The 25,983-nt window shown below is 60.6% G+C and carries 29 protein-coding genes and 1 tRNA gene; 16 read left to right on the top strand and 14 right to left on the bottom strand.

What is annotated here, in order from left to right:
* Positions 1-2 precede the first annotated feature (2 nt).
* The 3 genes from ACR0NT_RS03970 to ACR0NT_RS03960 are packed head-to-tail and all read left to right on the top strand — an operon-like array spanning position 3 to position 2,078.
* A complete protein-coding gene (locus ACR0NT_RS03970) occupies positions 3-683 on the top strand; it encodes a TerB family tellurite resistance protein (RefSeq protein WP_170441090.1) in 681 nt (226 codons plus the stop codon).
* Positions 684-687: 4 nt separating this feature from the next.
* Entirely contained in the window at positions 688-1,665 is a 978-nt protein-coding gene (locus ACR0NT_RS03965; protein ID WP_170670705.1) for an endonuclease/exonuclease/phosphatase family protein, read from the top strand.
* Between the two features lie 38 nt (positions 1,666-1,703).
* A complete protein-coding gene (locus ACR0NT_RS03960) occupies positions 1,704-2,078 on the top strand; it encodes a hypothetical protein (RefSeq protein ID WP_170670707.1) in 375 nt (124 codons plus the stop codon).
* 3 nt (positions 2,079-2,081) lie between these two features.
* Here ACR0NT_RS03960 and ACR0NT_RS03955 read toward each other — a convergent pair whose 3' ends face one another.
* The 5 genes from ACR0NT_RS03955 to ACR0NT_RS03935 form a co-directional block, all read right to left on the bottom strand.
* A complete protein-coding gene (locus ACR0NT_RS03955; protein WP_170671563.1) occupies positions 2,082-3,626 on the bottom strand; it encodes a Ppx/GppA family phosphatase in 1,545 nt (514 codons plus the stop codon).
* 49 nt (positions 3,627-3,675) lie between these two features.
* Positions 3,676-4,365, bottom strand: a complete 690-nt coding sequence (locus tag ACR0NT_RS03950) for an HdaA/DnaA family protein (RefSeq protein WP_170441096.1) — start codon at positions 4,363-4,365, stop codon at positions 3,676-3,678.
* The gene (locus ACR0NT_RS03945; protein WP_170670710.1) at positions 4,366-5,439 is read right to left on the bottom strand and encodes an AI-2E family transporter; all 1,074 of its coding nucleotides are present in this window, start codon (positions 5,437-5,439) and stop codon (positions 4,366-4,368) included.
* Between the two features lie 90 nt (positions 5,440-5,529).
* Positions 5,530-6,504: an isopenicillin N synthase family oxygenase gene (locus tag ACR0NT_RS03940; protein ID WP_170670712.1), complete on the bottom strand. Its 975-nt coding sequence runs from the start codon at positions 6,502-6,504 to the stop codon at positions 5,530-5,532.
* Positions 6,504-7,868, bottom strand: coding sequence for an FAD-dependent oxidoreductase (locus ACR0NT_RS03935; RefSeq protein ID WP_170670714.1), 1,365 nt, complete (start codon positions 7,866-7,868; stop codon positions 6,504-6,506). The genes ACR0NT_RS03940 and ACR0NT_RS03935 overlap by 1 nt, the downstream gene beginning before the upstream one ends.
* 167 nt (positions 7,869-8,035) lie before the next feature.
* Between ACR0NT_RS03935 and proS the strand changes: the two genes are divergently transcribed.
* Both proS and ACR0NT_RS03925 read left to right on the top strand, forming a co-directional pair.
* Positions 8,036-9,382, top strand: a complete 1,347-nt coding sequence (proS, locus tag ACR0NT_RS03930) for a proline--tRNA ligase (RefSeq protein WP_170670715.1) — start codon at positions 8,036-8,038, stop codon at positions 9,380-9,382.
* A gap of 1 nt (position 9,383) precedes the next feature.
* Positions 9,384-10,304 (top strand): glycosyltransferase family 2 protein, encoded by a 921-nt coding sequence (locus ACR0NT_RS03925; protein ID WP_170670717.1) that lies wholly within the window; start codon positions 9,384-9,386, stop codon positions 10,302-10,304.
* 108 nt (positions 10,305-10,412) lie between these two features.
* Here the strand turns inward: ACR0NT_RS03925 and ACR0NT_RS03920 are convergent, their stop codons facing one another.
* Complete coding sequence (locus tag ACR0NT_RS03920; RefSeq protein ID WP_170670719.1) at positions 10,413-10,772, bottom strand: hypothetical protein; 360 nt, start codon at positions 10,770-10,772, stop codon at positions 10,413-10,415.
* Positions 10,773-11,149: 377 nt separating this feature from the next.
* Between ACR0NT_RS03920 and ACR0NT_RS03915 the strand changes: the two genes are divergently transcribed.
* Together ACR0NT_RS03915 and ACR0NT_RS03910 are read left to right on the top strand one after the other, a co-directional pair.
* Positions 11,150-12,445 carry a lipoprotein-releasing ABC transporter permease subunit gene (locus ACR0NT_RS03915; protein ID WP_170670721.1) on the top strand — a complete coding sequence of 432 codons (1,296 nt, stop codon included), beginning with the start codon at positions 11,150-11,152 and terminating at the stop codon, positions 12,443-12,445.
* Entirely contained in the window at positions 12,438-13,124 is a 687-nt protein-coding gene (locus ACR0NT_RS03910; RefSeq protein ID WP_170670723.1) for an ABC transporter ATP-binding protein, read from the top strand. The genes ACR0NT_RS03915 and ACR0NT_RS03910 overlap by 8 nt, the downstream gene beginning before the upstream one ends.
* Here the strand turns inward: ACR0NT_RS03910 and ACR0NT_RS03905 are convergent.
* On the bottom strand, positions 13,108-13,545 hold the full coding sequence (locus ACR0NT_RS03905) for a DMT family transporter (RefSeq protein ID WP_170441113.1): 438 nt from the start codon (positions 13,543-13,545) through the stop codon (positions 13,108-13,110). The genes ACR0NT_RS03910 and ACR0NT_RS03905 overlap by 17 nt on opposite strands.
* Before the next feature lie 92 nt (positions 13,546-13,637).
* On the opposite strand from ACR0NT_RS03905, the gene ACR0NT_RS03900 reads away from it, so the two are divergent.
* Entirely contained in the window at positions 13,638-14,042 is a 405-nt protein-coding gene (locus ACR0NT_RS03900; RefSeq protein ID WP_170441115.1) for a c-type cytochrome, read from the top strand.
* Between the two features lie 3 nt (positions 14,043-14,045).
* On the opposite strand, the gene ACR0NT_RS03895 is transcribed toward ACR0NT_RS03900, so the two are convergent.
* Both ACR0NT_RS03895 and ACR0NT_RS03890 read right to left on the bottom strand, forming a co-directional pair.
* On the bottom strand, positions 14,046-14,714 hold the full coding sequence (locus ACR0NT_RS03895) for a hypothetical protein (protein WP_480442627.1): 669 nt from the start codon (positions 14,712-14,714) through the stop codon (positions 14,046-14,048).
* Positions 14,715-14,773: 59 nt separating this feature from the next.
* Positions 14,774-15,436 carry a DNA-3-methyladenine glycosylase I gene (locus tag ACR0NT_RS03890; RefSeq protein ID WP_170670727.1) on the bottom strand — a complete coding sequence of 221 codons (663 nt, stop codon included), beginning with the start codon at positions 15,434-15,436 and terminating at the stop codon, positions 14,774-14,776.
* Between the two features lie 150 nt (positions 15,437-15,586).
* On the opposite strand from ACR0NT_RS03890, the gene ACR0NT_RS03885 reads away from it, so the two are divergent.
* The 4 genes from ACR0NT_RS03885 (at position 15,587) to ACR0NT_RS03870 (ending at position 19,294) form a co-directional block, all read left to right on the top strand.
* Complete coding sequence (locus tag ACR0NT_RS03885) at positions 15,587-16,252, top strand: NnrU family protein (RefSeq protein WP_170670729.1); 666 nt, start codon at positions 15,587-15,589, stop codon at positions 16,250-16,252.
* Between the two features lie 70 nt (positions 16,253-16,322).
* The gene (locus ACR0NT_RS03880; protein ID WP_170671565.1) at positions 16,323-16,844 is read left to right on the top strand and encodes a DUF2478 domain-containing protein; all 522 of its coding nucleotides are present in this window, start codon (positions 16,323-16,325) and stop codon (positions 16,842-16,844) included.
* A gap of 87 nt (positions 16,845-16,931) precedes the next feature.
* The gene (locus ACR0NT_RS03875) at positions 16,932-18,179 is read left to right on the top strand and encodes a D-arabinono-1,4-lactone oxidase (protein WP_170670738.1); all 1,248 of its coding nucleotides are present in this window, start codon (positions 16,932-16,934) and stop codon (positions 18,177-18,179) included.
* On the top strand, positions 18,176-19,294 hold the full coding sequence (locus ACR0NT_RS03870) for an alanine racemase (protein ID WP_170670741.1): 1,119 nt from the start codon (positions 18,176-18,178) through the stop codon (positions 19,292-19,294). Before ACR0NT_RS03875 ends, ACR0NT_RS03870 begins: the two co-directional genes overlap by 4 nt.
* A 34-nt stretch (positions 19,295-19,328) precedes the next feature.
* Here ACR0NT_RS03870 and ACR0NT_RS03865 read toward each other — a convergent pair.
* Positions 19,329-19,412 (bottom strand) — tRNA-Tyr (locus ACR0NT_RS03865).
* A gap of 116 nt (positions 19,413-19,528) precedes the next feature.
* On the opposite strand from ACR0NT_RS03865, the gene rlmB reads away from it, so the two are divergent.
* The 4 genes from rlmB to ACR0NT_RS03845 all read left to right on the top strand — a co-directional run bounded on the left by rlmB (position 19,529) and on the right by ACR0NT_RS03845 (position 21,825).
* Positions 19,529-20,302, top strand: coding sequence for a 23S rRNA (guanosine(2251)-2'-O)-methyltransferase RlmB (gene rlmB / locus ACR0NT_RS03860; RefSeq protein ID WP_170670743.1), 774 nt, complete (start codon positions 19,529-19,531; stop codon positions 20,300-20,302).
* On the top strand, positions 20,283-20,597 hold the full coding sequence (locus ACR0NT_RS03855; RefSeq protein ID WP_170670745.1) for a hypothetical protein: 315 nt from the start codon (positions 20,283-20,285) through the stop codon (positions 20,595-20,597). Before rlmB ends, ACR0NT_RS03855 begins: the two co-directional genes overlap by 20 nt.
* Positions 20,598-20,703: 106 nt before the next feature.
* On the top strand, positions 20,704-21,156 hold the full coding sequence (locus ACR0NT_RS03850; RefSeq protein WP_170670747.1) for a YHS domain-containing (seleno)protein: 453 nt from the start codon (positions 20,704-20,706) through the stop codon (positions 21,154-21,156).
* A gap of 198 nt (positions 21,157-21,354) precedes the next feature.
* The gene (locus ACR0NT_RS03845; RefSeq protein WP_170670749.1) at positions 21,355-21,825 is read left to right on the top strand and encodes a CoA-binding protein; all 471 of its coding nucleotides are present in this window, start codon (positions 21,355-21,357) and stop codon (positions 21,823-21,825) included.
* Here the strand turns inward: ACR0NT_RS03845 and ACR0NT_RS03840 are convergent.
* The 4 genes from ACR0NT_RS03840 to ACR0NT_RS03825 form a co-directional block, all read right to left on the bottom strand.
* Positions 21,822-22,388, bottom strand: coding sequence for a hypothetical protein (locus ACR0NT_RS03840; RefSeq protein WP_170670750.1), 567 nt, complete (start codon positions 22,386-22,388; stop codon positions 21,822-21,824). The genes ACR0NT_RS03845 and ACR0NT_RS03840 overlap by 4 nt on opposite strands.
* 72 nt (positions 22,389-22,460) lie before the next feature.
* A complete protein-coding gene (locus ACR0NT_RS03835; protein WP_170441136.1) occupies positions 22,461-22,778 on the bottom strand; it encodes a phosphoribosyl-ATP diphosphatase in 318 nt (105 codons plus the stop codon).
* Positions 22,775-23,536 carry an imidazole glycerol phosphate synthase subunit HisF gene (gene hisF / locus ACR0NT_RS03830; protein ID WP_170441138.1) on the bottom strand — a complete coding sequence of 254 codons (762 nt, stop codon included), beginning with the start codon at positions 23,534-23,536 and terminating at the stop codon, positions 22,775-22,777. The genes ACR0NT_RS03835 and hisF overlap by 4 nt, the downstream gene beginning before the upstream one ends.
* Positions 23,537-23,640: 104 nt before the next feature.
* Positions 23,641-25,857 carry a fused MFS/spermidine synthase gene (locus ACR0NT_RS03825; protein WP_170670752.1) on the bottom strand — a complete coding sequence of 739 codons (2,217 nt, stop codon included), beginning with the start codon at positions 25,855-25,857 and terminating at the stop codon, positions 23,641-23,643.
* Positions 25,858-25,983: the final 126 nt, after the last annotated feature.

The following is a 25,983-nucleotide window of genomic DNA, read 5'->3' as shown; positions in this document are numbered from 1 at the left end:
TCATGTCGATCTGGACCCGCATATCCGACGCGCTGAGCGCACTTGCCCAAGGCGAAAGCCTGACGGCCGTTTTTGAGAAACTGCGCACACCGCCCGAACGCTCGGTCGCGTTTGCGATTGCCGTGGTCGCGCTGGGCGCGAAGATGGCCAAGGCCGACGGGCAGGTGACGCGGGACGAGGTGACAGCCTTTCGCGACGTTTTCCAGATCGCGCGCGAGGATGAGGCCGGCGCGGCCCGTGTGTTCGACATGGCCCGGACGGATGTTGCCGGCTATCAGGATTATGCCCGCAAGATTGCCCGCATGTTTGCCGATGACAGCACCACGCTCTGCGACCTGATGGAGGGGCTGTTTCACATCGCCATGGCCGACGGGTTCTATCACCCCAACGAAAACGAGTTCCTGGAAGAAGTCAGCCGCATTTTCGGCCAGTCCGAGGCGCAGTTTCTGGCGTTGAGGGCGCGCTTTGTGCCCGACGCGCCCAAGGATCCATACACGGTTCTGGGCGTGCCCCGTGATATGCCGCTGCCTGATATCCGCAAGGTCTGGCGGCAACTGGTGCGCGACACGCACCCCGATGCGATGATGGCCCGTGGCGTGCCCGAAGAGGCCATTCGTCTGGCCGAAAAGAAGATGATCGACATCAATCGCGCATGGGATGAGATCAACGGCGCGCGGGCCTGAACCGATGCGACTGGCGACCTACAACATCGAATGGTTCGCCAACCTGTTCGACCGCAACGACAAACTGATCGTGAATGACAGCTGGTCCGGCCGCCACAACGTCACCAAAGCGCAGCAGGTCGAGGCCATTGCCAAGGTTCTGACCGCAATTGACGCGGACGCGATCCTGATTGTCGAGGCGCCGAACTCGGGCAAGTCACAGGACACCATCCGCGCGTTGCAGAGTTTTGCCGAAGCCTTCGATCTGCGCACCTCGCACGCGGTGATGGGATTTGCCAACGACACTCATCAGGAACTTGCCCTGCTTTATGACCCCAAAGCGCTAACCGTGCAGCACGACCCGGTTCCGGGTGACCGGGCGGCGCCGCGTTTTGACGGGGTGTTTCATATCGACCTTGATATCGACGCGACCGAAGATCATGTGCGATTTTCCAAACCTCCGATGGAACTGGCGATGCAAACCAAGGCCGGGGCACAAGTCCGGCTGATCGGAGCGCATCTGAAATCCAAGGCCCCGCACGGCGCCGGGTCGCGGGATGAGGCGATCCGCATTTCGATCGCGAACCGGCGCAAACAATTGGCACAGGCCGTCTGGCTGTCCCGTCGGGTCCGGACACATATCGCGGACGCCGAGCAGGTCATTCTTCTGGGTGATCTGAACGACGGGCCGGGGCTGGATGAGTTCGAGCACCTGTTCGGGCGCTCATCGGTCGAGATTTTGCTGCAGGCCGGGTTGTTCGATCCGCACGCGAAAGGGGCCGACCCGACCCCGTCCACCGCCCGGTTTGTCCGTCAGGGCGGGCGCCACCTTGAGGCGTTGCTGGACTACATCATGATCAGTGAGAACTTGCGCACCCGGCGTCCTGCCTGGCGAATCTGGCACCCGCTCAGGGATACCGGCCTGCGGGCCTTGCCGGACCTGCAACAGGCGCTGCTGACGGCGTCCGATCATTTCCCGGTCACGCTGGATATCGACCTCTGACCTTTCATCATGGGGCGACACCGCCTATAATTTGGGTCATGAAACATCTTTTTCCGATCTGTGCGGTAACAGCGGTTCTGGCGTTGCCTGCCCATGCCGAGGAAGACACGGGAAAATCCCTGATTGAGCAGGGTGCCGAGTTGTTCTTTGAGGGGTTGCGCCAGGAAATGGAGCCCGCGCTTGAGGATCTGCAGGGCCTGGTCACCCAGTTCGGTCCGGCGATGCAGTCGTTCTTTGAACAGATGGGGCCCGCTCTGGCGGATCTGGCAGGCGAGATCGAGGATTGGAGCGCTTATGAACCGCCCGAGATTCTGCCCAACGGGGATATCATCATCCGCAAAAAGCCCCAGCAGGACCAACCCGACACCCCGGAAAACACCGAAGAGGAAATGGACGAGGGAACAGAAATCTGACCCTTAGTCCCGGATGATGATGCGGGTGTCCGAACTCAGTGCATTTGCCAGAGACGTCAGTCGCGCTTCGGCCACTTCGTTGAACAGGGGGCCTGCCGATTTCGGCAGCAGCAGGTCAAGCTGGTGTTTTTTGGGGTAGAGGCGCAGGGTGCCCATGGGGGCGTCATTCTGCATCCAGAGCATGGCGCCAAAGCGCATGGCCTTGCCCAGAATCTCTGCCTGTTTCTGATCCTTCTCGTCCAGCAGCTTGTAAAGCGGCTCGAACCTGTTGCCCTCGCGCTTGTTGCGATACCGGTGCTGCAGGGCGAGACCGATAAAGACCCGTTCCGAGTGCTTCAGCCCACCCAGATTGGCGCGGGTGACATAGTCAAAGCAGACCTCGGCCCGATAATCGGGATGGGCGCGCCAGCTGACGTCATGCAACAGGCAGGCGGCCTTGACCAGACGCACGCGGGCCTCGGGGGCTGATTTGAACAGCGGCATCACAAAGTCATAAAGGTGTTTGCCAAACCCCGGCAGGCGGGCGTCCTTGGCCTCGGAAAACCGGCTGGCCTCGATCAGTGGGTCGCGGTCGCGCAGGGCTTGCGGCATCTGTTCATACAGCAACCCTTCGCGGATGCCATAGCTTGAGATCGCAATGTCCTTGGGTTTGAACGTTCGGATCAGGCGCGCCAGCACATCCATCGCATAGGGGATCAGCGCCATACGGGAACTGGAAACGCCAGCCAGGCTGCGCATTTCGTCCGGATCGCCCTTTTCAATGAACTTGATGGTCTGATGAACCTGCTTGGTGGTCATGCGGTATTCATGCAGAACGTTCAGCGGGTAACCCCGGCGCAGCATATCCAGCCGTGCAAAGGCGCGCCAACTGCCGCCGACAAGGAACAGACGGTCACGTTGCTTGCCCATCTGGTCGCGAAGCTCTTCTATGGTGGCCTTGATATGGGCCTTGCGCGCCCGACGTCCGCCCTTGATGTCACGCAGTTTCAGCGGGCCTAGGGGCGATGTCACACGGCGTCCCACGTCACCATCACCGATCTCGGCCAGTTCCATGGAGGAGCCACCGATATCGCAGATCAGACCATAGGCGCCGGGCCAGCCCAGCAGCACACCCTGCGCGGACAGCCGCGCCTCTTCCCCGCCATCAATGACCGCAACGGTCAAGCCGGTTTCGGATTTGACCTCATCGCAGAAGTCCGGCCCGTCTTTCGCCTCACGCACGGCGGCAGTGGCGACGACATGTAGACCCGGCAGCCCCAGATCATCGGCCAGACGCCGGAACCGGCGCAGCGCGGCCAACGCGCGCACCCTTCCGCGCGGGTTCAGACGACCGGTCTCGGACAGACCCGCCCCCAATTCGCACATGACCTTTTCGTTGTAGAAATAGGCCGGAGACCGCGCGGCCCCGTCAAAAATCACCATCCGGACCGAGTTCGACCCAACATCGACAACACCCACACGCGACAGGGCGCGGGCCTCGGGGTTGTCAAACAATGGCTTTCCGAAAGGCCCCCAGTCCGGAATGTCGGTTTCGACGGTCTGATCCATGTCTGTTCCAGATGCTCCGGTCACAGTTTGCGAAATCACCGGGTGTGGGTCAATTGTCTGGTTCGACATCGTTTCCGTCCGAATTCAATACTCTGACTGCCAGAGTGCGCGTTATTTCGCGCTTTTCCGAGAGGGCAATTTGATCCAGTCGCGCCACAACCTCGGCGGCTGTTTCAAAGCGACGGTCCATGTGTTTGACCAGATAGGCGATGACCTCGGGGCCGGGGTTCAGCTGCCGATCAATGAACAGCTTGGCAAGAACGGCCCCCAGCAGCGCATCGTCGGGCGGGTCAAGCGCGACGTGATGCGCGCCTTCGATGCGGCTTTGCAGATCGGGCAGCGGTAATTGCCACAGTTTTGGGGGCAGCCGCCCGGTCATCAGCAGGGCATGGCCCTCGGCCAGAACCAGATTGTGCAGGTGGAACAGGGTCTTTTGTTGCTCGGGATCATCCGCGATCATCGGCACGTCTTCGACCGCAACCGGGGTTTGGGCTAGGGCAGGCACGTCGTCATACCGCAAGTCACGGGCGTGAATGATCCGGCCCCCGGTTTCGGCCGCCCAGACATGGGCCAGATGGGTCTTGCCAGCCCCGGCCGGGCCGCTGAGTACCAGCTTGTTTCCGGGCCAGGACGTCGCCGAAATCATCGCAACGGCCAGCGCATTGGCGGGCGAGACAAAGAAATCCTCGCGGCCCAAGGCAGTTTTGGCCGGTAGATCAAAGCTCAGTTGTCGGGGCATTTATTCGTCTTCCTGCTTCAGCCCTTCAAGGCCGGTATACAAGCGGCTTTCCAGATAGAGCGAGGTCAGGAACCGGGCCACGACCCCCAGCGCCGCAGCGACCGGTACTGCGACCAGCATGCCCACAAAGCCGAACAGGGCGCCAAACACCGACAAGGCCAGCAGCAGCCAGACGGGATGCAGACCCACCGAGCTGCCGACCAGTTTGGGGGTCAGGAAGTTGCCTTCGGTCACCTGGCCCAAGGCAAATATTCCAGCGACCAGCCCGATATGGACCCAATCCCCCCAGAACTGGAACAGCGCGAGGCCAATGGCCAGCGTGCCGCCGATCAGGGCGCCCAAATAAGGGATGAAGGTGACCAGCCCGGCAATGAAGCCAACGATCAGGCCGAATTGCAGGCCTACGATCATCAGTGCCACCGCGTAATAGGTTCCAAGGATCAGGCAGACGGTCCCCATGCCGCGCACGAAAGACGCCAGCACGGCGTCGATTTCACCGGCCAGACGTTTGATCGTGGGGGCGTGATCGCGGGGCAGCAGCTCTCCGATGCGGGCGATCATACGGTCCCAGTCCATCAGCAGGTAAACCGCCACAACAGGCGCGATCACCAGCAGGACGGCGACGTTGATGGCAGAGCCAAGCGATGCGACGACCGATTGCAGCAAATCACCGGTTTTCGACTGCAGGGTTTCACCCAGCGAGACCAGTGCCTGATGCGAGCTGGAATTGCTGTCCAGCAGAGACGGGAAGCGTTTTTCGATAAAGCCGCGCAGCTCTTTGAACAGGCTGGGCAGGACTTCGACCAGATCGATCAACTGAGTGATCAAAGCCGGGACCACCATCAGGATCATCAGGACAAAGCCCAGAACGCCGACAATGGTGATGATCCCGGTGGCCGCCATGCGCGACAGGCCCAGGTTTTCCAGCCGGTCCGCGATCGGATCAAGGAAATAGGCAATCGCTCCACCGATGACGAAGGGCAGCAAGACGTCGCCAAGTGCCCACATCAGCAGCACAAAAACCGCGGCCGCAATCCCCCAATACCTGAGCTGATCCTTCACCGGCAAAGCCATGGCTGTCCCCTTGTTGTCGGCTCTTGCTGGTGTTCTTCGCTTATGCAGCGTCTTGATGCAAGCGCTTCATGCCTCGGGGAAACCGGCGTTTCAATCGCTGAGCGTACCCAGCTCCGGAGTTGCCTCGTCTGCCGTTTCGTCGGGCCAGTTGGTGCGCCAGATTTCGGCCGACCAGTGACCGCAATGCACAGGCGGGCGGTCAAAGCCGGGCAGAGGGGGCAGCAATGGCGCAACCACCACATCATGACGGGGCACGGCGAAATAGGGAAAGGAATAACGTTCCCGGCCCGAGCGGTTGACCACCCGATGTGGCGTGGATTTCAAACGGCCACCCGACCATAGTTCCAGCATGTCGCCGATATTGACGATGAACCCGCCCGGCGGGCAGGCGGGGGTTATCCAGCCTCCGCTGCGGGTCTGAACCTCAAGCCCGCCCACGGGATCAGGGGCAATGATGGTCAGCGCGTCGGTGTCCTTGTGCGGATGGATACCGTATCCGCCTTCATCCGGTGCCTGCGGCGGGTAGTGCAGCAACGTCATGTTGGTCATCGGATCACGGAACGCATCGCGCAACTGGCCGGAAGGCAGGCTCAACCCGACTTCCAGTGCGCCCAACAGCATGTCCGCCACGCGATCCAGCTGTGCCCAATAGTCAAGGATCACGGCGCCAGCTTCGGGCATCTCGCGCGGCCAGATATTCGGACCGTAGAGCGCGCAATCCTCACGAATGGCCGCGTCTGCGGCGGTCTCGCAGTGCAGCTTATAGCCTTCGTATTTGTCGGCCTTGCCCGAGCCGTCATTGGGCGTGAAGAACCCCATTGGGATATACCCGCGATAGTTTTCGCGGGTGATCGCCTGATCCCATTTGGCGCTTTTGTCGATCCCAAAGATAGCCTGCACGCAGTTGCGGACCTCAGTGACCGTTTCCTGGGGAATGCCTGTCCCGGTGATCGATAGAAAGCCGATCTCGGTGCAGGCCTCCATCACCTGCTGAACGGTCCGGTCATAGTCGACATGAGCAGGATCATGCAGCGGGGCGATGTCGATTGTGGGGATGTGGTCCATCAGTGAATCCTCACACCCTGACGGTCCAATTCGGCGTGAACCGGGGCAAGGTTCAACTCGTGCACATCCTGATTGCTTTTCAGCGACAGTGCCGCCGCGATCCCGGCGCCCTGACCCATGACCGCACAGCACGCCATGTTGCGGGTCGCGGCATGGGCCACCTTGTCCGCCCCGTGTGACCGCCCGGCGACCAGCAGCCCTTTGATCCCTTTGGGCAGCATTGAGCGGTAGGGCACCTGCATATACCGTCCGGTTGTGGGCAGGATCAGGATGCCATAGCCGTCGATGAACTCGGGGTAGATGCCGATCGTATCCTCGAACCGGCCCTGATGGCGGGCGTCGTTCTCGGACATGTTATACACCGCGTCGATCTTGCGGGTGTCGCGGATACCGATGGTCATGCCAAAATTCCGCAGTCGGGCGTTTTCGCAACCGGGCATGAAGCGACGCAGCGCCTCGATGGCCAGCATGGTCTGACGGCGGCCCTCGATCTCACCCATCGTCAGGCTGTCGGGGTCGGTGCCGTCGATCTCGGCCAGATGGATGAGGTTCAGATAGGTCAGTTCACCCGTGTCATGCATCGCCCCCCATGTGCCCGCGATTGTGTTCAGATGCGGCGGGATCAGGCCCTGATCGATGGCCTGCTGGAACGGCTTGTGTACGAAGGGCGAGAACATGTCGTCCTCTTTGCCCGAGGTCTCGATGTTCCATTCGCCACCACCTCCCCAGTCCTTGTAGGTCTGCGGGTCAGCCTTAACGCCTTCCATAAAGGCGCGCTTGTCGACACCGGCCAGATGGAACATGACAGAGGCGGCCATCATATCCTCGCGAGCGGTTTTGTGGGTTGGTGCGCCCGCGCGATGGGCCACATCTGCATCACCGGTGGCGTCGATCACGACCTTGGCCAGGATTGCCTCGCGTCCGGCTTTCGACTCGGTAATGATGCCGGTGATCCGGTCGCCCTCCATGATCGGAGCGACGAACTGACGGTGCAGCATGGGATGCACACCGGCCTCTTCGACCAGCTTGTCGGCCACCAGCTTGAACCCTTCGCTATCCAGCTCATAACTCAGCGACTGGCTTTCCGGCACCGCCGCGCCCATGTCCTTGGCGCGGGTCTCGAACTCCAAGCCGATGCCGCCTGCCTCGACCGTCTGTTCGTGGCGGTACCAAGCGAAACCCTCGACGCCCACGGCGGTGATGTTGCCGCCCATACAGCCGAAGCGGTCGACCAGAGATACCTCGGCCCCGGCACGCGCTGCGGCCAAGGCGGCGGCCAGCCCGGCGGGGCCAGAGCCAACGACCAGAACGTCAGTCTGGTGGACAACGGGGATCTGACGGGCGGGTTCCTGAATGGTCTGCATCGGCACCTCGTGGATTTTACCTTCCTGTCACAATTGAAAACGCCAACTGGCGGGTCAATCAGAAAACAGCAGATCCGGATTGGCCGATTGTCTAATAGTTTGATTGCTCGTGGCTCAGGATTGGCATAATAGCCAATTGTCGAATTCACACCTTTAAAGGTTCACCAATGCGCCTCAGCCGTTACTTTCTGCCCGTTCTCAAGGAAAACCCGTCCGAGGCTCAGATCGTCAGCCACCGGCTGATGCTGCGCGCCGGGATGATCAAACAGGCGTCTGCCGGGATTTATTCGTGGCTGCCGCTGGGCTTCAAAGTCCTGCGCAAGCTGGAAAACATCATCCATGAGGAGCAAGCGCGCGCTGGCCATATTGCGATTCAGATGCCGATCATCCAATCGGCGGACCTGTGGCGCGAATCCGGGCGCTATGATGATTACGGTCAGGAAATGCTGCGCATGAAAGACCGGCACGACCGGGATATGCTGTTTACACCGACCGCCGAAGAACTGGTCACCGACATCTTCCGCGGTCACGTCAACAGCTACAAAGACCTGCCGCTGACGCTCTATCAAATACAGTGGAAGTTCCGCGACGAAATCCGCCCGCGTTTCGGCGTGATGCGGGGGCGCGAGTTCTACATGAAGGACGGCTACAATTTCGACCTGACCAAAGAGGACGCGCTGCACGCCTACAACCGCCATCTTGTCACCTATCTGCGCACCTATGAGCGGATGGGCCTGCAGGCGATTCCGATGCGCGCCGATTCCGGCCCCATCGGCGGCGATAACACGCATGAATTCCTGGTGCTGGCCGATACCGGTGAATCCGAGGTTTTCTATGACAGCGCCGTCACCGATCTGACCTTTGGTGACCGTCAGATCGACTATGACAACCGCGAACAGTGTCAGGCCATTCTGGAAGAGTTCACTTCGAAATACGCCCGCACGGACGAGACCCATGATGAGGCGCTGTTCAACCAAATCCCCGAAGAGCGCCGCCGCGTGGCCCGCGGGATCGAGGTCGGCCAGATATTCTACTTTGGCACCAAGTATTCCGAGGCAATGGGCGCGACCGTGCAAGGCCCCGATGGCAAGCCGACGCCGGTCCACATGGGCAGCCACGGCATCGGCGTCAGCCGCCTGATCGGCGCCATCATCGAGGCCAGCCATGACGACAAGGGCATCATCTGGCCCGAAGGCGTGACGCCGTTCCATTGCGGTATCGTCAACCTCAAGCAAGGCGACGACGAAGCGGATGCGGCGTGCGAGAAACTCTATGGCGCGCTGACCGCGCTGGGGCTGGAGCCGCTGTATGACGACCGCAACGAACGGGCAGGGGGCAAGTTCGCCACCATGGACCTGATCGGCCTGCCATGGCGCATCACCGTCGGTCCACGCGGTCTGAAAAACGGCGTGGTCGAACTGACCAGCCGTCGCACCGGAGAAAGCGAAGAGCTGAGCCCCGAGGCCGCAGTGAACAAGATCGCTGAAATCTACCAGCTGGCACACAGCGCCTGATATGGCTGGGTCGGACACAGCTCTGCCTACGGTTTCCGTCATTACCGTAACGCGCAACCTCATTGATGAGGGGCGCGTCGAGGCGATACGAGCGGCGCTGGAGGCCGCCCAGGATCAGGGCGACGCGATTGTCGAGCATGTCATTTGGGACGGCGCGTCCACCGATGGAACGGTTGACCTGTTGAAAGAGTTGATCGCCGAGATCGAGGCGCGCCCAAGCTTTGTCCCCATCCGCTTTCAAAGCTTGCCGGATAAAAGTCTCTACGACGCCATGAATCGGGCGGTTGAGATTGCCCAGGGCGAGTACGTGGTGTTCCTCAATTCAGATGATCTGCTGACCGCGCCGGATTGTCTGCAAAAGGCGCGCGAAGAGATTGGTTCGGGGCGTCCCGACTTCTGTTTTGGACGAACCATCTTTGTCGAAAAGGATGGAAGCAAGCGTCTGTCGCGAGAGCGCAAGGTCCATTCGATTTTGCAACGCATTCCGTTTTGCCACAATTCCATGCTGATCCGGCGCGACGTGTTTGAGCGTTTCGGCGGTCACGATCTGGATCTTAGAATTGTGGCTGACTATGACCTCGTGCTTCGCATGTTGTTTGCCGGGTGCGAATACCAGATGCTGTCGGTTCCAATCGCGGTTTTCCATCCCGGCGGCGTTTCTGCGGATCAGATGAAAACGGCGCTGGAAATGACAAAGAGCTGGCGCAAGAACTACGCTCCGTTCTTTGGCGGGCGGACGTATTCCGAAGACGAAATGCTGAATTGGTTCCGGATCGGCCAGTTGCCGCTTGGGTTCTGCGTGAACCTGCTGCGCCAGTCCCGGAACCGGCCGCAATTGCGCGATGCTGCACTGCATAGTCTGAAAGTGACGTTGAGGCGCAGACTTCAGCCATGGCGCAAATGGGACTACTTTGCGGACTGATCCCGAGGGACGTCCGTAGACATCCGCGTCAAGGATTGCGCAATAGGCATGGACGTAAAACCGCTGGGCACCCGGGCTGTGAAAACCCTTGTGCCGCCCGGTCGGGTTCTAGGTGCGTTGCGGTCCCGGCCGTTCGGCCAGAACGTCTCCGTCCGCGCTGTTGCCGCGTGGCACAACGATCGGACGGCCCAGACGTCTTACCAGGTCCCTGAAATCAAAGCCAAGAAAGTTCAGCCCGCAGACCTTTTCGTCGGTAGTGCTATCCGTGATGCACAAGCGCCCTTGACGAAATACCAGGCGATAGCCTTTGTTTTTCAGGATATCCGTCAGACTTGCCCAACTTGGTGCAGTATCGAATAGTGGGCGCATCGTGGCGCGCAACAGCGCCGCGGTTTCACAATCCAGTTCTGATGATGCGTTTCGGACCAAAATAGGGTCCAACAATTCCGCGTTACTCTTTACAAACATGAGCGACCCCCGCTCTTTAAAATGGTATCCCCGTACTCTCAGGGTGACAAAGTTTCTCAAAATAAGCAAAAGACGAAATAATATTGCTTAATAAATGTTGCATTTTGAGATCAGTAACTCACGCAACAGTCGTATTGACTTCATATCTGAAACAATCAGGGTTTGTCTGTGAACGGCGTCACAACCAAGGGTGTAGCCTTCGGCGCTGCCATCTCCTTTTGCCAGAGCAGGCGATCCGGTTTCAGAGATGATTCGCCCCGCGCCTCGGTCCGAATTGGTCGCAAGGCCGCCCATCCCGATGTAGGGCGCGCATAACCAGCTTGACCATCCGGTGAAATGCCGAAAGGGTCGCGCCGAGCAATAAAACCGGAGCAGACATGGCCAAGACGCCCCCGCCCTTTGCCCCATTCGAATGGAAGATCGCCTGGCGGTACCTGCGCGCGCGCAAGGCCGAGGGCGGCGTCAGCGTGATGACGTGGATCTCGCTGATCGGGATCACTCTGGCCGTGTTCGCTCTGATCGCCACGCTCGCCGTGCGGTCGGGCTTCCGGTCCGAATTCGTGGGCACCATTCTGGGGGCCAACGCTCATGTCACGGTCTATTCGGCAGGCAGCCTGGATGCGCAGGGGCGGCTGGATCGCACGATCGAGGATTTTGATGGGGTCGCCGACCGCATCGCGCAGGTGCCGGGTGTGGTGCGTGCGGCGCCGCTGGTCAAAGGCCAGGTGCTGATCACCAATCGCGAGCGCAGCAGCGGGGTCGAGGTATTCGGCATCCAGCCTGACGATCTGTTGGACCTGCCGGGCATCGCGGAAAGCGAGCAGGCGACGGGTGATCTGTCCGAGTTCCGCAATGACGAGTTTGTCGTTGCCATCGGTTCCGGCGTGGCGCGCAGCATTGGCGCAACGGTAGGGGATACCGTCAAGCTGACCTCGCCCAATGGGGTAAAGACCGCCTTTGGCACCTCGCCGCGCATCAGTACCTATCGGGTGGTCTATGTGTTCTCAGCCGGGCGCTATGACATCGACCGCACGCGGGTCTACATGCCGTTCGAGCAGGCGCAGAGTTTTTTCAACCGCGAAGGCGTCGCCGATGAGATCGAAGTGATGGTCGAACGCCCCGAAGAACTGACCCCGATCCTGGTCCCGATCCTTGAGGCGGCGGGCGAGCGCAGCCAGATCTGGACATGGCAGGATGCCTCGGGCGGGTTCCTGCGCGCGCTGGAGGTCGAAGACAACGTGATGTTCATTATCCTGTCGATCCTCGTGCTTATAGCGGCGATGAATATCGTCTCGGGCCTGATCATGCTGGTGAAGAACAAGGGCCGCGATATCGGCATCCTGCGCACTATTGGTCTGAGCGAAGGGTCCATCCTGCGGGTTTTCTTCATCTGCGGTGCGTTCACCGGGATCATCGGTACCGTCTTGGGGGTCATTCTGGGGTGTCTGTTTGCGATCTATATCGATCCGATTTTCAGCTTTGTGAACTTCGTCATGGGCGGCGGTGTCTGGGACCCGTCCATTCGCGGTATCTATTCCCTGCCGGCCGAGCTGCACCTGTCGGATGTGCTCAAGGCCATCGGGCTGTCGCTGGGCCTGTCCTTCCTTGTCACCTATTTTCCCGCCCGCCGCGCGGCGCGGCTGAACCCGGTTGAGGCGCTGCGCTATGAATGATGTGACGATGCGGCTGAGCGGTCTGACCAAGACCTATCTGAAGGGCACGCCGGGCGAGGTTCAGGTGCTGCGCGGTGCCGATCTGGAATTGCGCGCGGGTGAGGCGGTGGCGCTGGTTGCGCCCTCTGGCGCGGGTAAGTCGACCCTGCTGCATATCGCTGGTCTGCTGGACACGCCCGATGAGGGCTCGGTCGAGATCGCTGGCCAGAGCGCAACGGGCAAGGGCGACCGGACCCGCACTGCTCTGCGGCGTCGGGATGTGGGCTTTGTCTATCAGTTCCACCATCTGCTGCCGGAATTCACCGCGCTGGAGAACATTACCCTGCCGCAACTGGCCAACGGTGTGTCCGAAAAGGCGGCGCAGGACAGGGCGATTTCGCTGCTGGACCGCGTCGGCGTCGCGCCGCGCGCGGATCACCGCCCGGCCGCGCTGTCGGGGGGGGAGCAGCAGCGCGTGGCTTTCTGCCGGGCGCTGGCCAACAAACCGCGCGTCCTGCTGGCGGATGAGCCGACAGGCAATCTGGACCCCGAGACCTCGGATCAGGTGTTCGACGCGCTGATGGCGCTGGTCCGGGACGAGGGGCTCTCGGCGCTGATCGCAACGCACAACATGGACCTTGCTGCGCGGATGGATCGCAAGCTGCGGCTGGACGGGGGCGTGCTTAAGCCAGTTGAGTGATGGCGACCCCTGCAGCCATCACGGCGATCCCGCCTGCGCGTATCCATGTCAGCGGAGTGACCTGTGCCCCGAACAGGCCGTAGTGATCGATGGCGGCGGTGCTGATCAACTGCCCCAGCAGCACGAAAAACACCGCGTTACCGACGCCGAAATGCGGCGCGACATGGGTGATGGACAGCACGTAGAAGGCAATCAAGACGCCAGCCAGCAACAGGTGTTTCGGCGCCTGCGCAACTTTGGACAGCGCTCCGAACCCCGGAAACAGCAGCATCAACACCGCGGATGCGCCGAAGGCGATGGCAAACAGGACCACGGCGGCGGTGGTTGGTGACCCGATGATACGACCCAAGGCCGCGTTCAATGCCGCAAGGATCGGCACGCCAATCCCGGCGGCCAGCATGATGGCTGCGTATTGTGTCATTGCCCGTATCCTCTTGCTGCGTTGATCTGGATCATTGCGGCAAGCCGACCATCGGGCAAGCCTGTAAATGTCAATCGGGGCAGGAGGATGCGATGATCGGACCGATACGGAATGCAGTTTCAATAGGCCTGCTGGCACTGGCAACACAAGCTGGCGCTCAGGATGCCGAGATGGGGGCCGAGCTTTATCAGCATTACTGCGCGACGTGTCATGGGATCGACGCCACCGGACACGGCCCAATGGCCGGGGTGCTGGTCATTCAACCGGCCGACCTGACCAAACTGGCCGGAGAAGACGGCGTGTTTCCAACCGCCCGCGTCGTGGCGCGGATCGACGGGCGCGACCCGCTGGTCAGCCATGGCAGCCCGATGCCGGTCTACGGGCCTTATTTCGATGGTCAGGACACCTCGATGAAAACGCCCGAGGGGCAACCGATCCTGACCAGCCAGCCGATTGTGGATCTGGTCGCCTATCTGCAGACTTTGCAGGGTCAATAGGCGCTACCGGCAGATACCTTCGATTTTGGCACCGCCCCAGGGGATTACGATATCGCGCTCGCGCGGTTGGTCCGGCAAGGGTGACAGATCGAAATGCACCCCAAGCATGTCGTGCAGGCGCTCGGTGCGGGGCGCCATCGGGTCCAGCGCCCGGCAGCAGACATATTCTTCGACAATCGCGCCCTGTTGTTCAAACCCGTAGGATAGGAAATCGGACGAGGTTTCGATATCGAACAGGTACGGGTCGCTATTGCCGCCATGTTCGGCCGCGGCCCGCAGCGGATGATAGCCGGTGGTTTCCCGGTTCTGCCATTGCCAGACATGGGTAAGCTCATGCGCCAGCAGCATCGCCGCGATCAGGTTCATCTGTTCGGGAAAGTCGGACATATAGTCCTCAAGATACCAGTCGCGCGTGAAGTAGACCTTGTTGAAAATGGCCACCGCGGCGGGTTTGGCGGTCACGATACCTTCGGCCGGGGGCGGCAGGATACGTTCGCGGCAGGCGAGGCGCGGGCGTTCCTTGCGGTAGAAGGTGATCGGCGCGACGGGGGCGCCTTCGACCAGACGCACGCGGTCCAGATTCAATGTCTCGCCCTGAACGGCACCGGCGAATGCGCGCTCCTGATCCGTCAGCGGGCGACCGCAGGAGGCGAGCAGAAAGAGAAACGTCATCAAAATGCGCCAGGCCATATTCAAAGCCTAATGTGAAGCGCCCTCGCTGCAACCGGTTTTCACAGGCTCATCGCCAATACGCGGCTTATTTCCGTCAGTGACCGTCCGGATTGGTCCATCCATGTGTTGAAGGCGTCCTGCACGGCCACCATTGCCTTTTTCGATCCGGGGGCTTTGTCGACCACGCCTTCGGCAATCAACCGTGCGGTGACATCGCGCGACAGGATGAAACTGTCCCGCCCGGCAAAGCGCATGGCGTATTGGGCCGAGGCCCCGCCAAGCCGTGATCCGCGTTTGCCCAGCATCGCCAGCAGGCCGATATAGTCGGTCGAGGGCCAGCCGCCCAGAACCTGACCGACCCCGCCTTCCTGCCGCAGTTCCAGCAGAAAAGCCGCGTTGTCCCGGACGGTGGCAATCTTGGTGCCATTGCGCACGATGCGGGTGTCCTGCAGCAGGGCGTCGAACTTCTCATCATCCATGAAAGCGCAGCGGCCCACATCGAAGCCGTCAAAGGCGGTCTCGAACCCGTCCCACTTGTTTTCGATGACCTTCCAGTTGAACCCAGCCTGAAAGATGCATTTGGTGATGATCGAAAGCCAGCGGTCATCCGGCAGGGCGGCCAATTCGGCCAAGCTTTTGGGTTTGCTCAGTTTCGCCTCTAAGGCGTCAGGCCCGCCGTGGCGGTCGGCGGCCATGGAGTATATGTCGTCGAAATCGTGCATCGGGGTCCTCCGACGGCAGGGTCGCGTGTTCGCTGCCGGGTTGCAAGTACTGGTTCTGAGTGGAGTGGCGCTTGTGCGTTCAACTTGACTTCGGACAAAGACCGCCGTGCAGCCGGGGCCTAAACCGGGGCACCACTTACGGAGACTACAATGCTGGGTTGGGGCTTTTTCCTTGCTGCACTTGTCACATTTCTGCTGACGCACATGATTCCGGCGCGGCCCGCAATGCGCGGCCGGTTGATCGAGGTGATGGGGCGCAGGACGTATTTCGCCGCCTATTCGGTTCTGTCCTTATTGGTCCTCGGCTGGCTGATCGTCGCTGCCGCGCAGGCACCCTATGTCGAGGTTATCCCGCCGTTCCCCGTTCTGCGCTGGGTGCCGCTGCTGGTGATGCCGATGGTGTGCTGGCTGGCCTTGGCCGGCATGTCGATCCAGAACCCGTTTTCATTCGGGGGCTTGGGGCACCGCCCGTTCGATCCGGAAAATCCCGGCATTCTGCGCACAACGCGTCATCCTTTGCTGGCGGCGCTGATGCTTTGGGCACTGGCGCATTTGCTGGCCAATGGCAGCCTGTCCCATGTCATCCTGTTTGGTCTGTTCGCGGGATTTGCCGCGCTGGGCATGGCCCTGATCGACCGCCGCAAGACGCGTGAGATGGGGATCGAATGGACACGCCTGTCCCGCAATACAGCGCGGTTTTCGCTGCGGGCTCCGCGCCCCTGGCCCAGCCTGTGGGTTGGGCTGGTTTCACTTGCCGCCTTTGCGGTTCTTCTTCACCTGCACGCACCTGTGATCGGCCTGTCTCCGCTACCGTAACGCGGGGAGTGGCCGGGCAGGGTCATGCGTGCTATCTGGAATGTCACAGTTTAAATACGAGGGTCTCAGAATGTATCTGGCCTATGTCACCACCACTGAACGCGGCGCCACCGACCGCCTGCTAAGCGCCGTTGCCGAGCATCTGCAGGCCGCTGGAGCCCATCTGGCCGGTGTGGTTCAAACCAACACCGAGTGCGCCGACAGCAGCAAATGCGACATGGACGTGCGCGTGCTGCCGGACGGAGAGGTCATACGTATCTCGCAGTCCTTGGGTGAACACGCGCGCGGCTGCCGGTTGGACCCGGCGGCGCTGGAACAGGCGGTGGGATATGTCACCAACTCGCTTGAAGACGCGCCGCAACTGCTGATCATCAACAAGTTCGGCAAGCACGAGGCTGATGGGCGCGGTTTCCGCCCGGTGATCGCCGAGGCGCTGGCGCAGGAAATTCCGGTTCTGGTGGGTGTGAACGGTCTGAACACTGAAAAGTTCCAGGAATTCACTGGGGATGCGGCCGAACAAATTGCCCCCAGCGTCGAGGCCGTTACCGAATGGTTCGACCGCGTCACAGCGCAGCGCGCGACCGCAGCCTGACGTAAGTTTCGTTGGGTAACACGCTGTAAACCTGACTTGTTTCGACCTGCATGTGCTGCAATCCTCCGACCCAGGAGGAGACAGTACATGTGGACCAACTGGGCCGGAAACCAACGCGCAGAGACAGCGATCACGCGCCCCAGCACGATTGCCGAACTGCAGCAGGTGATGGCGGAATCGTCCAGCCTGCGCGTTGTGGGGGCAGGGCATTCGTTTACGCCCATCGTTGCGGGTGGGGACCGGATTCTGGACCTGTCCGAACTGGACGTGCCGACACTGGGCGACAGGGAAGGTAACCGGATTTGGGTAAGCGCAAATGCGCGTTTGCGGGATCTGTCTCCGGCGCTGGCCGCGCAGGGGCTGGCTTTTCGCAATCTCGGCGACATTGATGCGCAATCGCTGGCCGGGGCGGCCTCGACCGCGACACATGGGACCGGGCGCACGCTGCCATGTCTTGCCGCTGAAATCACTGCCGCGAAACTGGTCACCGCGGGCGGAAACGTCCTGTCCACCGACGACATCCCGGTTGAGATGGCGCAGGTCACGCTGGGGATGCTGGGTGTTCTGACCGAGGCGCAAATCTCAGGCGTGCCGAAATACAATCTGCGCCGCCGGGTGCGATTGGCCGATCTGCAATACAGCCTCGCCAACATGCACCGGAACTGGGCCGAGAACCGGAATTTCGAGTTCTTTTATATTCCCTTCACCGGCAAAGCCGTCGAAATCCGCCATGACCTGTCCGACGCCCCCGAAGGGACGGCGCCGCGTGATCTGGACATGATCGCCGTCAAGGTTCTGAAGCTCGCTCGGAATGCCGGCAAGTTGAGTGGCGGGTTGCGCAGTATGCTGCTGAAGCTACTGACCTTGGCGCAATCGGACGAAGACTATGTGGGCGAAAGCTGGCGGGTGTTATGCAGCGACCGGCATATTCGCTTCAACGAGATGGAGTATCACCTGCCGCCCGATGTGGCCGGAGACGTGCTGCAAGAGGTCATCACCCGCCTGCACCGCGATCACAAGGATATCTATTTCCCGATCGAGGTGCGCCAGACCGCAGGGGACACGGCCTGCCTGTCTCCGTTTCAGGGTGGGCCGCGGATTTCGATTGCTGTGCACTCGGATGCGAATGAAGACCATCGCCGGTACTTCGACGCGCTGGAGCCTGTGTTCGTCGAAGCTGGAGGGCGCCCGCACTGGGGCAAGATGCACAGTCTGACCTACAAGGAACTGTCGGGCATGTACCCGGATTTCGACCGCTTCTGTGCGCTACGGGAACAGCTTGATCCCGGCGGCAAGTTCCTGACACCCGCTTTGGCCAAACTGTTTCGGCCATGACTGAATACCTGCAAACCCTGTCCGACACGCTGCGGGCCTACGGTGTGGACAAACCTGTCACCGTGGTCGATCTGGATCGTTTGGAGGCGAACTGCGCCCATGCCGTCAGCGGGGTCGATGCCGGGTTGGATCGCCGGCTGGTCGCCAAGTCTCTGCCCTGTCTGCCGCTGCTGGACCACATACGGGGGCGGATTTCGACCTCGGGCCTGATGACTTTTTCCGAGCCGATGCTGTTGGCACTATTGCGGACCGAGCCCAAGACGGACCACCTGATCGGTAAGCCGCTGCCTGTCAGTTCGGCCGCGCGGGTTCTGGCTGCGTGCCCGGATGCCGCAGCGCGCGTTCAGTGGCTGATCGACACGCCGGAGCGGTTGCGGGACTATATGGCGCTTGCAGCGGATAGGCAGTCCGCCCTCCGCTTGGCGCTTGAGGTGGATATAGGCCTGCATCGCGGAGGGTTTCAGCCGGGACACATCGCGGACATTGCGCGGGAAATCGACGCCAACCCCAGCGCGCGCCTGTCGGGCATGATGGGGTACGAGGCGCATCTGGCCAAGCTGCCGGGATTTTTGAGAAAACGCGCGGCTCGATCCAGCGCGGGTGCTTTCCGGCGCGCGGTTTCCAGCTTGCCCAAGGGTGGGGAAAGGCTGTGCCTGAACATCGGCGGCAGCCTGACCTTTCAGTCTTATACGGCTAACAGCGGCGCCACCGAGGTTGCCTTTGGATCGGTTCTGGTCAAGCCAAGCGATTTCGATCACCCCACAACACATGAGTTCCAGCCTGCGGCTTTCATTGCCACGCCGGTTCTTAAGGCGATGCCGGGTAATCCGCTGCCCGGTTTGGATTTTCTAGGGCGAACCAAAACGGATATCGCCGTGTTCGGCGGGCACTTTCTGGCACAACCCGTCTTTCCCAAGGGGTTCCACTATTCCACCATCTTCGGCCGCTCCAGCAATCAGGAAGTCTGGACCGGACCTCGTTCGGCCACAATCGCGCCCGGCGAAATTGCCCTGCTGCGCCCGACGCAAAGCGAGGCGGTGCTGAACCAGTTCGGAACCATGCTGGCGGTTCGGGGCAATCACGTGGTTGATGAATGGGAATGCCTGCCGAATTAACGACCCGTTGCACTTTGTCACCATCTGAGGAAGATGGTGGGCGACCCTGGAATCGAACCAGGCGTGCGTCTCCGCGAGGGAGTTACAGTCCCCTGCCACACCTTGCGGCCTGTCGCCCACTGTCAGGCGTTGCACCTGACGTGGAGGCGTGATTACTAGCGCCTTAAAGGAGCGTCAACAGGAAAATACCGCTTTGACGCAGGAAACCGAATTCCCGGCCCGGAGGCCCAAGAAATGAAGAAACCCAAGTGGGTCGTTGAAAAAGAACAGGCGCGCAAAGCCGCCGCTGCGGAAACCGTCTGGCTGTTCGGTCTGCACGCCGTGCGTGATGCGCTGATGAACCCCAAACGGCAGAAACTGCGCCTGATCGTAACGCGAAATGCACAAGATAAACTGGCCGAAGCGATTGAATTTGCAGGGATCGAGGCCGAAATGGTCGACCCGCGCAAATTCTCGGCCCCCATTGATCCGGGGTCCGTCCATCAGGGTGCGGCACTTGAGGTCAAGCCGCTGGACTGGGGCGGTCTGGCCGAGAATTGCATCGGGCGCGAACATCCCCGCGTGATTCTTCTGGATCGCGTGACCGACCCGCACAATGTCGGGGCGATTCTGCGCTCGGCCGAGGTTCTTGGGGCGAGTGCGGTGATCGGCACGCGGCACCACTCGGCTCCGGAAACCGGTGCGTTGGCCAAGACAGCCAGCGGTGCGCTGGAACGGCAACCCTATCTGCGGGTTCGTAACCTGGCGGACGCGATTGTCGAATTGCAGAATATGGGTTTTCTGGTGCTGGGCTTGGATGGTGAGGCCGACGACACCATCGAAGCGGCTTTGGGTGGAAAACTGGACCAGCCTGTTGCGTTGGTCTTGGGGGCCGAGGGGCCGGGTTTGCGGCAGAAAACCAAGGAAACCGTTGACCGGTTGGTGAAAATCGACGCAGCGGGCGGATTTGGTTCGCTCAACGTCTCAAATGCGGCGGCAATCGCCCTATATGCCTCAAGGCACAGATAGACAGGAGAGTCCCATTTCCGGCCCGTCCAAAATCGCCACCTGCTGCTATTGCGGGACCCGCGCCGCGCTGGTTCTGAAGGGCAAGCAGCGTCACGAGCTGAGCTGCTCAAGCTGCGGTGCGCCGTTGCATGACCTCAAAATGGTGCCCAAGCGCAAACTGTCCGAGGGCAAGGCAAAGCGCGACGCCGCACACGCGGCGGGATACCACAGAAAAAAGAAGCCGAAAAAGAAGAAGACTATGTTCTCGCGCGTGTTCGATGAGGCATGGGACGTCATCGAGGATATCTTCGACTGACGTGACGTGTGGGCGACACAGGTGATCACAACCCCGTTAAATGGGGTTTCACTGGGCCGTAAAAATTGCATCTTGAGACCCTGATGTCTGAAATCCGAATACCGCTATGCTGACCCGACGTTTCCTTTTTGGCGCGATGACCGCCGCTATGATTGCTCCTGCTGCGATGGCGCAAGAGATGCCCGTGTACTATGAGGCCAATGGTGCGGCCATGGCTGGATATGATCCGGTGTCCTATTTCGCAGGCGGCACTCCGGTTCGCGGTCAGCCGGAATACGCGGTGATGTGGAAAGGGGCCGAATGGCACTTTGCCTCGGATGAGAACCGTGAGGCATTCGAACGTGATCCGCGCGCCTTTGCCCCTCAGTTTGGGGGCTATTGTGCATATGCCATGGCCAATGGGGCACTGGTCGGTACGGACCCGATGGCTTGGCAGGTGGTTGATGGCCGTCTGTACCTGACCCACTCGCCTAAGATCGAAGAGATGTGGCGTGAAGCGACGGCCGAATACATCCGCATGGCCGAGGCGCACTGGCCCGTTGTTCTGTACGAGCAATAGGCGGAGTTCCGCTTTTTGTGACGTGTCATCACAAAAATGCGCGCACCCTCTTTTTTTCTCTCAACTTATGCCTAAATGTCACAGTGACCGCGGAACGGAACTGCCGCGGGTCATTTCACTGTCCCTCGTTCCAACAACTGGCGCTCAGGTTCGACCTGGGCGCTTTTTTCTTTGCGGCACCCGGATTAGGGTGCCCGCATGAGCGACCATTCCGACGATTTTCTGAAAGACATCCTGCAGCGTACAAAGGTGATCGCTGTTGTCGGCGTTTCCATGAATCCGGTGCGGCCCAGCTATTACGTGGCGCGGTATCTGTCGTTGAAGGGATACACGGTCATTCCGGTCAATCCGGGCCATGCCGGGGCCGAACTGTTTGGTCAGACCGTCCGGGCCGCATTGTCTGAGATTTCCGAGCCGGTGGACATGGTCGATATCTTCCGCCGCTCCGAAGCGGTACCGCCGATTGTCGATGAGGCACTGGCCGCGCTTCCGAACCTGCGCACGGTCTGGATGCAAATCGGGGTCCAGCATCCAGACGCCGCCGCCAAAGCGCAGGCGCGCGGCGTGGATGTGATCATGAACCGCTGCCCCAAGATCGAATATCAGCGCCTGTTCGGAGAGCTGCGCATGGGCGGGTTCGCTACCGGCGTGATCTCGTCCAAAATCTAGCCGCCGGCATAGGGTAAAAGCTCACCGTATTGTTCCACCCGGCGCTTTTCCAGAACGACCTCGCGCGGCACCCATTCGTATTTCGTGTCTTCAACCAAGGGTGACCAGAACAACACCCCGCCATAGCGCCACGGGTCCAGCACCACGCCGTCATACATCGTCTCACCCTTGCGGCTGATGATGGCGGTGCTGTGGTCGATTCTGAACGGGTTGTCCGCATTGGCAATGGCGCGATGCAGGTCCAGCGTCTGGAAGTTTTCTTGCTTCAACCGGCGCTCGATATCCTCGGCCCAGTGCCAGCACAGCCCGCGCGGGCGCAGGCCCTTGTTGACCTTGGCGTTATGGATCAGCGGAGGGTCGGTGATTTCATATTCCTGCACCAGCTGCGCGGTATAAGAATAGGCGATACGGGCGGCGCGGTCGGCCTCTTCCGGGTCGATATCTGGGCCCAGACTGCGGATTTCAGTCGCCAACCGCTGCACCTCATCCCCGGTGGAGGGCGGAGGCGTCGAACACGCGCCCAGCGTCACAAAAGCCAGAACAATGGCCAAAGCTCGGATCATCATTTGCCCTTCGATCTGTGGACCGTGAGGCCCGATCATAAAGGGTAGGGCGGGGGGACGAAACCCCGTGGCTTACCCCTTGGGGCGCGCGGCTTTTTCAGCAATGCCGCTGATGCCCTGGCGGCGTGCCAGTTCGGTCAGAACATCGTCCAGCGCCACGTCCCGTGCGGCCAGCATCACCAGCAGGTGATAGAGCACATCCGCAGCCTCGGACGTCAGCCCGTCCTTGTCGTTCTTGACGGCTTCGATGATGGCTTCAACGGCCTCTTCGCCGAATTTCTCGGCGCATTTCTCGGGGCCTTTGGCCAGCAGCTTGGCGGTCCAACTTGAATCCGGATCAACTCCCTTGCGAGCCTCGATGGTGGCGGCCAGATCGTGCAGAATGCTCATGTCAGCCTCATAGGGATGCCTGCGGCGGCCATATGTTCCTTGGCCTCGCGGATGGTGTATTCGCCGAAATGGAAGATCGAGGCGGCAAGCACCGCGCTGGCGCCGCCTTCGGTCACGCCCTCGACCAGATGGTCCAGGTTGCCGACGCCGCCCGAGGCGATGACCGGCACGTCCACCGCATCGGAAATCGCACGAGTCAGAGGCAGGTTGAACCCCGCCTTGGTGCCGTCGCGATCCATCGAGGTCAGCAGAATTTCTCCCGCGCCTTTGGCGACAACGGTTTTGGCGAACTCCACCGCGTCGATGCCGGTGGGTTTGCGGCCGCCATGGGTGAAAATCTCCCACTTGCCCGGGCTGACGGTTTTGGCGTCGATGGCGCAGACGATGCACTGGCTGCCGAACTGATCTGCCGAGTCCGCAATCACATCCGGGTTGGCCACGGCGGCCGAGTTGAAGCTGACCTTGTCGGCGCCCGCCAGCAGCAGGGCGCGCACGTCGTCCTTGGTGCGCACGCCGCCACCGACCGTCAGGGGGACAAAACACTGCTCGGCCGTGCGCTGGACCACATCGAACATGGTGCCGCGGTTTTCATGGGTGGCGTGGATGTCGAGAAAGCAAATCTCATCAGCACCGGCGGCGTCATAGGCCTTGGCCGATTCCACCGGGTCGCCCGCATCGCGCAGGCCAACGAAATTCACGCCCTTGACCACGCGGCCATCGGCGACATCCAGACAGGGAATGATGCGGGTTTTCAGCATGTCGGCGTCCTTTGTTGCCGCACCTCTACCGGCAAAGCCCCGCCGATGCCAGTGCCGAGGGATTTGAATTTGCCACGCCACAACGCCTGTGGCGCAGCCTGCCCCTAGTTCTGAGCCAACATCCTGAGCGCCGACAGCAGATTGGCCTTGTCGTCAGTCCAGGCGTTCTGACCATCAGCGATCATGGGATGCCAGGTTCCGGTGTCGGTGAACCCAGCGATGCGGTTTTCATCACGGCTCAGGATGGCGACAAGCGAGTTTGCGGCACCCTGTTTCTGGGCCTCTTCGTTGACCGTACCCCACTTGATCGCCGCGTGCAGACCAAGCGTTTCAGAGGCCCGTGCAAGTTGTGGGGCCAGATCGTAGTATTTGTTGGAGATGTGGAAGACCAAAGTTCCGTCCGGGTTCAACTGGCTCATGTAGGTCTGGATCGCTTCCAGAGTGATCAGGTGCAGGGGAATCGCGTCCGAACTATAGGCGTCCAGCACCATGATATCGAAGGCAAATTTCTGATGTGCCAATACGATCCGCGCATCCCCCAAATGGGTGGTCGACCCCGGGGCGCAGTCTGACATGTAGGTGAACAACTCCGGATCGCGGGCGATCCGATCGACGGTCTCATCGATCTCGAAGAATTCCCATGTTTGGTGTGGCTGTCGATAACAAGCCAGCGCACCGGTCCCGAGGCCGACGATGCCAACCTTGTCGGCGGTCCGCCCGTATTCCGAGGTCAGAACTTCGGCCATCGGCCCGTCCGGATGATAGTAAGATGACCCAACAGGGCGGATACCGGGGGCGGTCAGCCTTTGCCCGCCATGAATCGTAGTGCCGTTCTTGTAGACCCGAAAACCGTCACGATCATAAACCGCGTGTGTTCCGAAAAAGCTGCGGTCGCGGAAGTGCACATCGGTCGTGGGCATCAAGGTCGGGGCCAGGAAGATCAGAAGAGCCGCTGCCATCTGCGCCGGTCTTTTTCTGAAGCAAAGCAGCACTCCAGCGACCAAAATAGCTGAAATAGCCGTGGGCAGCGTATTTGCGCCCGTCGCGTCACCTTGGTTCAGTTTCCAGATCACGAAAGCAAGCGGAGCGACCGCCGCAGCGCCAAGCAGAGCCTGACGAAGGTTGAAACTGCCGGACTGGATCAGGAACAGCCCCCCGGCGGCAAGCAGGGTCAGGGCGAACTCGATCTCTCGGTCAAACACGGCGGGCGCGATGATCGAGTTGAACAACCCGCCACAGGCACCGCCGACCGAGAGGGCAAGGTAGAACGTCGTCAGGTGCTCGGCTGGTGGCCGCATTTCATAGAGCAGCCGGTGTGCAAACATTGCGACCAGATAAAGAAGCGGTATATAGACCAGCATCGCAGCCAGAGGCAGTTGTGCGGACCCTAGCCTGAATAGCAGGGCCACACCGATTGCCATGGCGAACAGAACCGGGATTTTCAGGCTCTCCAACGTGTTCGGTTGCCGTTTTGCGAAGGCCAGAATGAAGGTCAGGATATAGGTGGCCAGCGGCACGACCCAGATCAAAGGGATGGACCCCAGGTCAATGCTGAGCTTGGTTGTGGTGGCCAGCATCAGCGACGATGGGACAAAGGCAATGAAAACCCAGGTGGCAATTGTCTTTGCGTTGAGATAGCCGCTGATCCCGCGTGGTTCTTGCGGAAGGACGGTGCATGACGGGCCGCGCAGCGCAATCGCTCCACTGATGGCCAGCAGAACGCCAAAAACGACAAAGCCTGCGGACCAGAACAGGCTGATATCCCGCGCGCCATAAAAAGGATCGGCAATCAGCGGAAAGGCCAACAGGGCCAATAGCGAGCCGACATTGCTGGCCGCATAAAGGAAATAGGGGTCATTGGCTGATGGCCCGCCGGACCGGGAATACCACGCCTGCAGCAATGGAGCGTTTGCGGACAGCACCGCAAATGGAACCCCAACGCCCGCCGCAAACAGCAATAGCGTTTGCAGTGCAATGGATTGCGAGGAATCGAACCTCCAGCCTTCTTGTGTGGCTAGGGGCAGAAAGCCAAGCGCCAGCAGCCACAGGGCCAGATGTGTCACAAGTTGCCACCGCAGGGTAAACCAGCGGGTCAGCATATGGGCATACAGATATCCGAGGATCAGCATCAGCTGGAAAAACAGCATGGCGGTGGTCCAGACCGCCGGAGTCCCGCCGATTTTGGGTAACACAAGCTTGGCAAACAGCGGTTGAACAAAGAACAGCAAGCTGGCGCTGACGAAAATTGACGCGCAAAAACTGATGACCGGAGCGTAATAGCGCCAATTCTCTGTCGGCTGCGATGCGTTCGAAAAGGACACAGGGGAGACTCCGGTATAAGATAGCGGTCCAGCCGTATTGACTAATCTTGACCATTTTGCGGCTGATCAGTGCAAACTCGCCGCGTTTGTGTGGAATTGTTCACGATTTGAGATCGATTGACGGGT

The organism is Ruegeria sp. AB10, assembly GCF_056542745.1.
The sequence above is the reverse complement of the archived record's forward strand: the minus strand, read 5'-3'. Positions and strand labels throughout refer to the sequence as shown.

Coding starts and splice junctions, on each gene's coding strand:
- ACR0NT_RS03925 (WP_170670717.1), top strand. CDS start 9,384: ATGGCTGGGTCGGACACAGCTCTGCCTACGGTTTCCGTCATTACCGTA.
- ACR0NT_RS03950 (WP_170441096.1), bottom strand. CDS start 4,365: ATGCCCCGACAACTGAGCTTTGATCTACCGGCCAAAACTGCCTTGGGC.
- ACR0NT_RS03945 (WP_170670710.1), bottom strand. CDS start 5,439: ATGGCTTTGCCGGTGAAGGATCAGCTCAGGTATTGGGGGATTGCGGCC.
- ACR0NT_RS03885 (WP_170670729.1), top strand. CDS start 15,587: ATGCTGGGTTGGGGCTTTTTCCTTGCTGCACTTGTCACATTTCTGCTG.
- ACR0NT_RS03840 (WP_170670750.1), bottom strand. CDS start 22,388: ATGATCCGAGCTTTGGCCATTGTTCTGGCTTTTGTGACGCTGGGCGCG.
- ACR0NT_RS03940 (WP_170670712.1), bottom strand. CDS start 6,504: ATGGACCACATCCCCACAATCGACATCGCCCCGCTGCATGATCCTGCT.
- ACR0NT_RS03910 (WP_170670723.1), top strand. CDS start 12,438: ATGAATGATGTGACGATGCGGCTGAGCGGTCTGACCAAGACCTATCTG.
- ACR0NT_RS03835 (WP_170441136.1), bottom strand. CDS start 22,778: ATGAGCATTCTGCACGATCTGGCCGCCACCATCGAGGCTCGCAAGGGA.
- ACR0NT_RS03905 (WP_170441113.1), bottom strand. CDS start 13,545: ATGACACAATACGCAGCCATCATGCTGGCCGCCGGGATTGGCGTGCCG.
- ACR0NT_RS03935 (WP_170670714.1), bottom strand. CDS start 7,868: ATGCAGACCATTCAGGAACCCGCCCGTCAGATCCCCGTTGTCCACCAG.
- ACR0NT_RS03915 (WP_170670721.1), top strand. CDS start 11,150: ATGGCCAAGACGCCCCCGCCCTTTGCCCCATTCGAATGGAAGATCGCC.
- ACR0NT_RS03955 (WP_170671563.1), bottom strand. CDS start 3,626: ATGGATCAGACCGTCGAAACCGACATTCCGGACTGGGGGCCTTTCGGA.
- ACR0NT_RS03965 (WP_170670705.1), top strand. CDS start 688: ATGCGACTGGCGACCTACAACATCGAATGGTTCGCCAACCTGTTCGAC.
- ACR0NT_RS03900 (WP_170441115.1), top strand. CDS start 13,638: ATGATCGGACCGATACGGAATGCAGTTTCAATAGGCCTGCTGGCACTG.
- ACR0NT_RS03920 (WP_170670719.1), bottom strand. CDS start 10,772: ATGTTTGTAAAGAGTAACGCGGAATTGTTGGACCCTATTTTGGTCCGA.
- ACR0NT_RS03845 (WP_170670749.1), top strand. CDS start 21,355: ATGAGCGACCATTCCGACGATTTTCTGAAAGACATCCTGCAGCGTACA.
- hisF (WP_170441138.1), bottom strand. CDS start 23,536: ATGCTGAAAACCCGCATCATTCCCTGTCTGGATGTCGCCGATGGCCGC.
- ACR0NT_RS03870 (WP_170670741.1), top strand. CDS start 18,176: ATGACTGAATACCTGCAAACCCTGTCCGACACGCTGCGGGCCTACGGT.
- ACR0NT_RS03850 (WP_170670747.1), top strand. CDS start 20,704: ATGCTGACCCGACGTTTCCTTTTTGGCGCGATGACCGCCGCTATGATT.
- proS (WP_170670715.1), top strand. CDS start 8,036: ATGCGCCTCAGCCGTTACTTTCTGCCCGTTCTCAAGGAAAACCCGTCC.
- ACR0NT_RS03875 (WP_170670738.1), top strand. CDS start 16,932: ATGTGGACCAACTGGGCCGGAAACCAACGCGCAGAGACAGCGATCACG.
- ACR0NT_RS03895 (WP_480442627.1), bottom strand. CDS start 14,714: ATGACGTTTCTCTTTCTGCTCGCCTCCTGCGGTCGCCCGCTGACGGAT.
- ACR0NT_RS03970 (WP_170441090.1), top strand. CDS start 3: ATGTCGATCTGGACCCGCATATCCGACGCGCTGAGCGCACTTGCCCAA.
- ACR0NT_RS03890 (WP_170670727.1), bottom strand. CDS start 15,436: ATGCACGATTTCGACGACATATACTCCATGGCCGCCGACCGCCACGGC.
- ACR0NT_RS03855 (WP_170670745.1), top strand. CDS start 20,283: ATGCCTCAAGGCACAGATAGACAGGAGAGTCCCATTTCCGGCCCGTCC.
- rlmB (WP_170670743.1), top strand. CDS start 19,529: ATGAAGAAACCCAAGTGGGTCGTTGAAAAAGAACAGGCGCGCAAAGCC.
- ACR0NT_RS03880 (WP_170671565.1), top strand. CDS start 16,323: ATGTATCTGGCCTATGTCACCACCACTGAACGCGGCGCCACCGACCGC.
- ACR0NT_RS03960 (WP_170670707.1), top strand. CDS start 1,704: ATGAAACATCTTTTTCCGATCTGTGCGGTAACAGCGGTTCTGGCGTTG.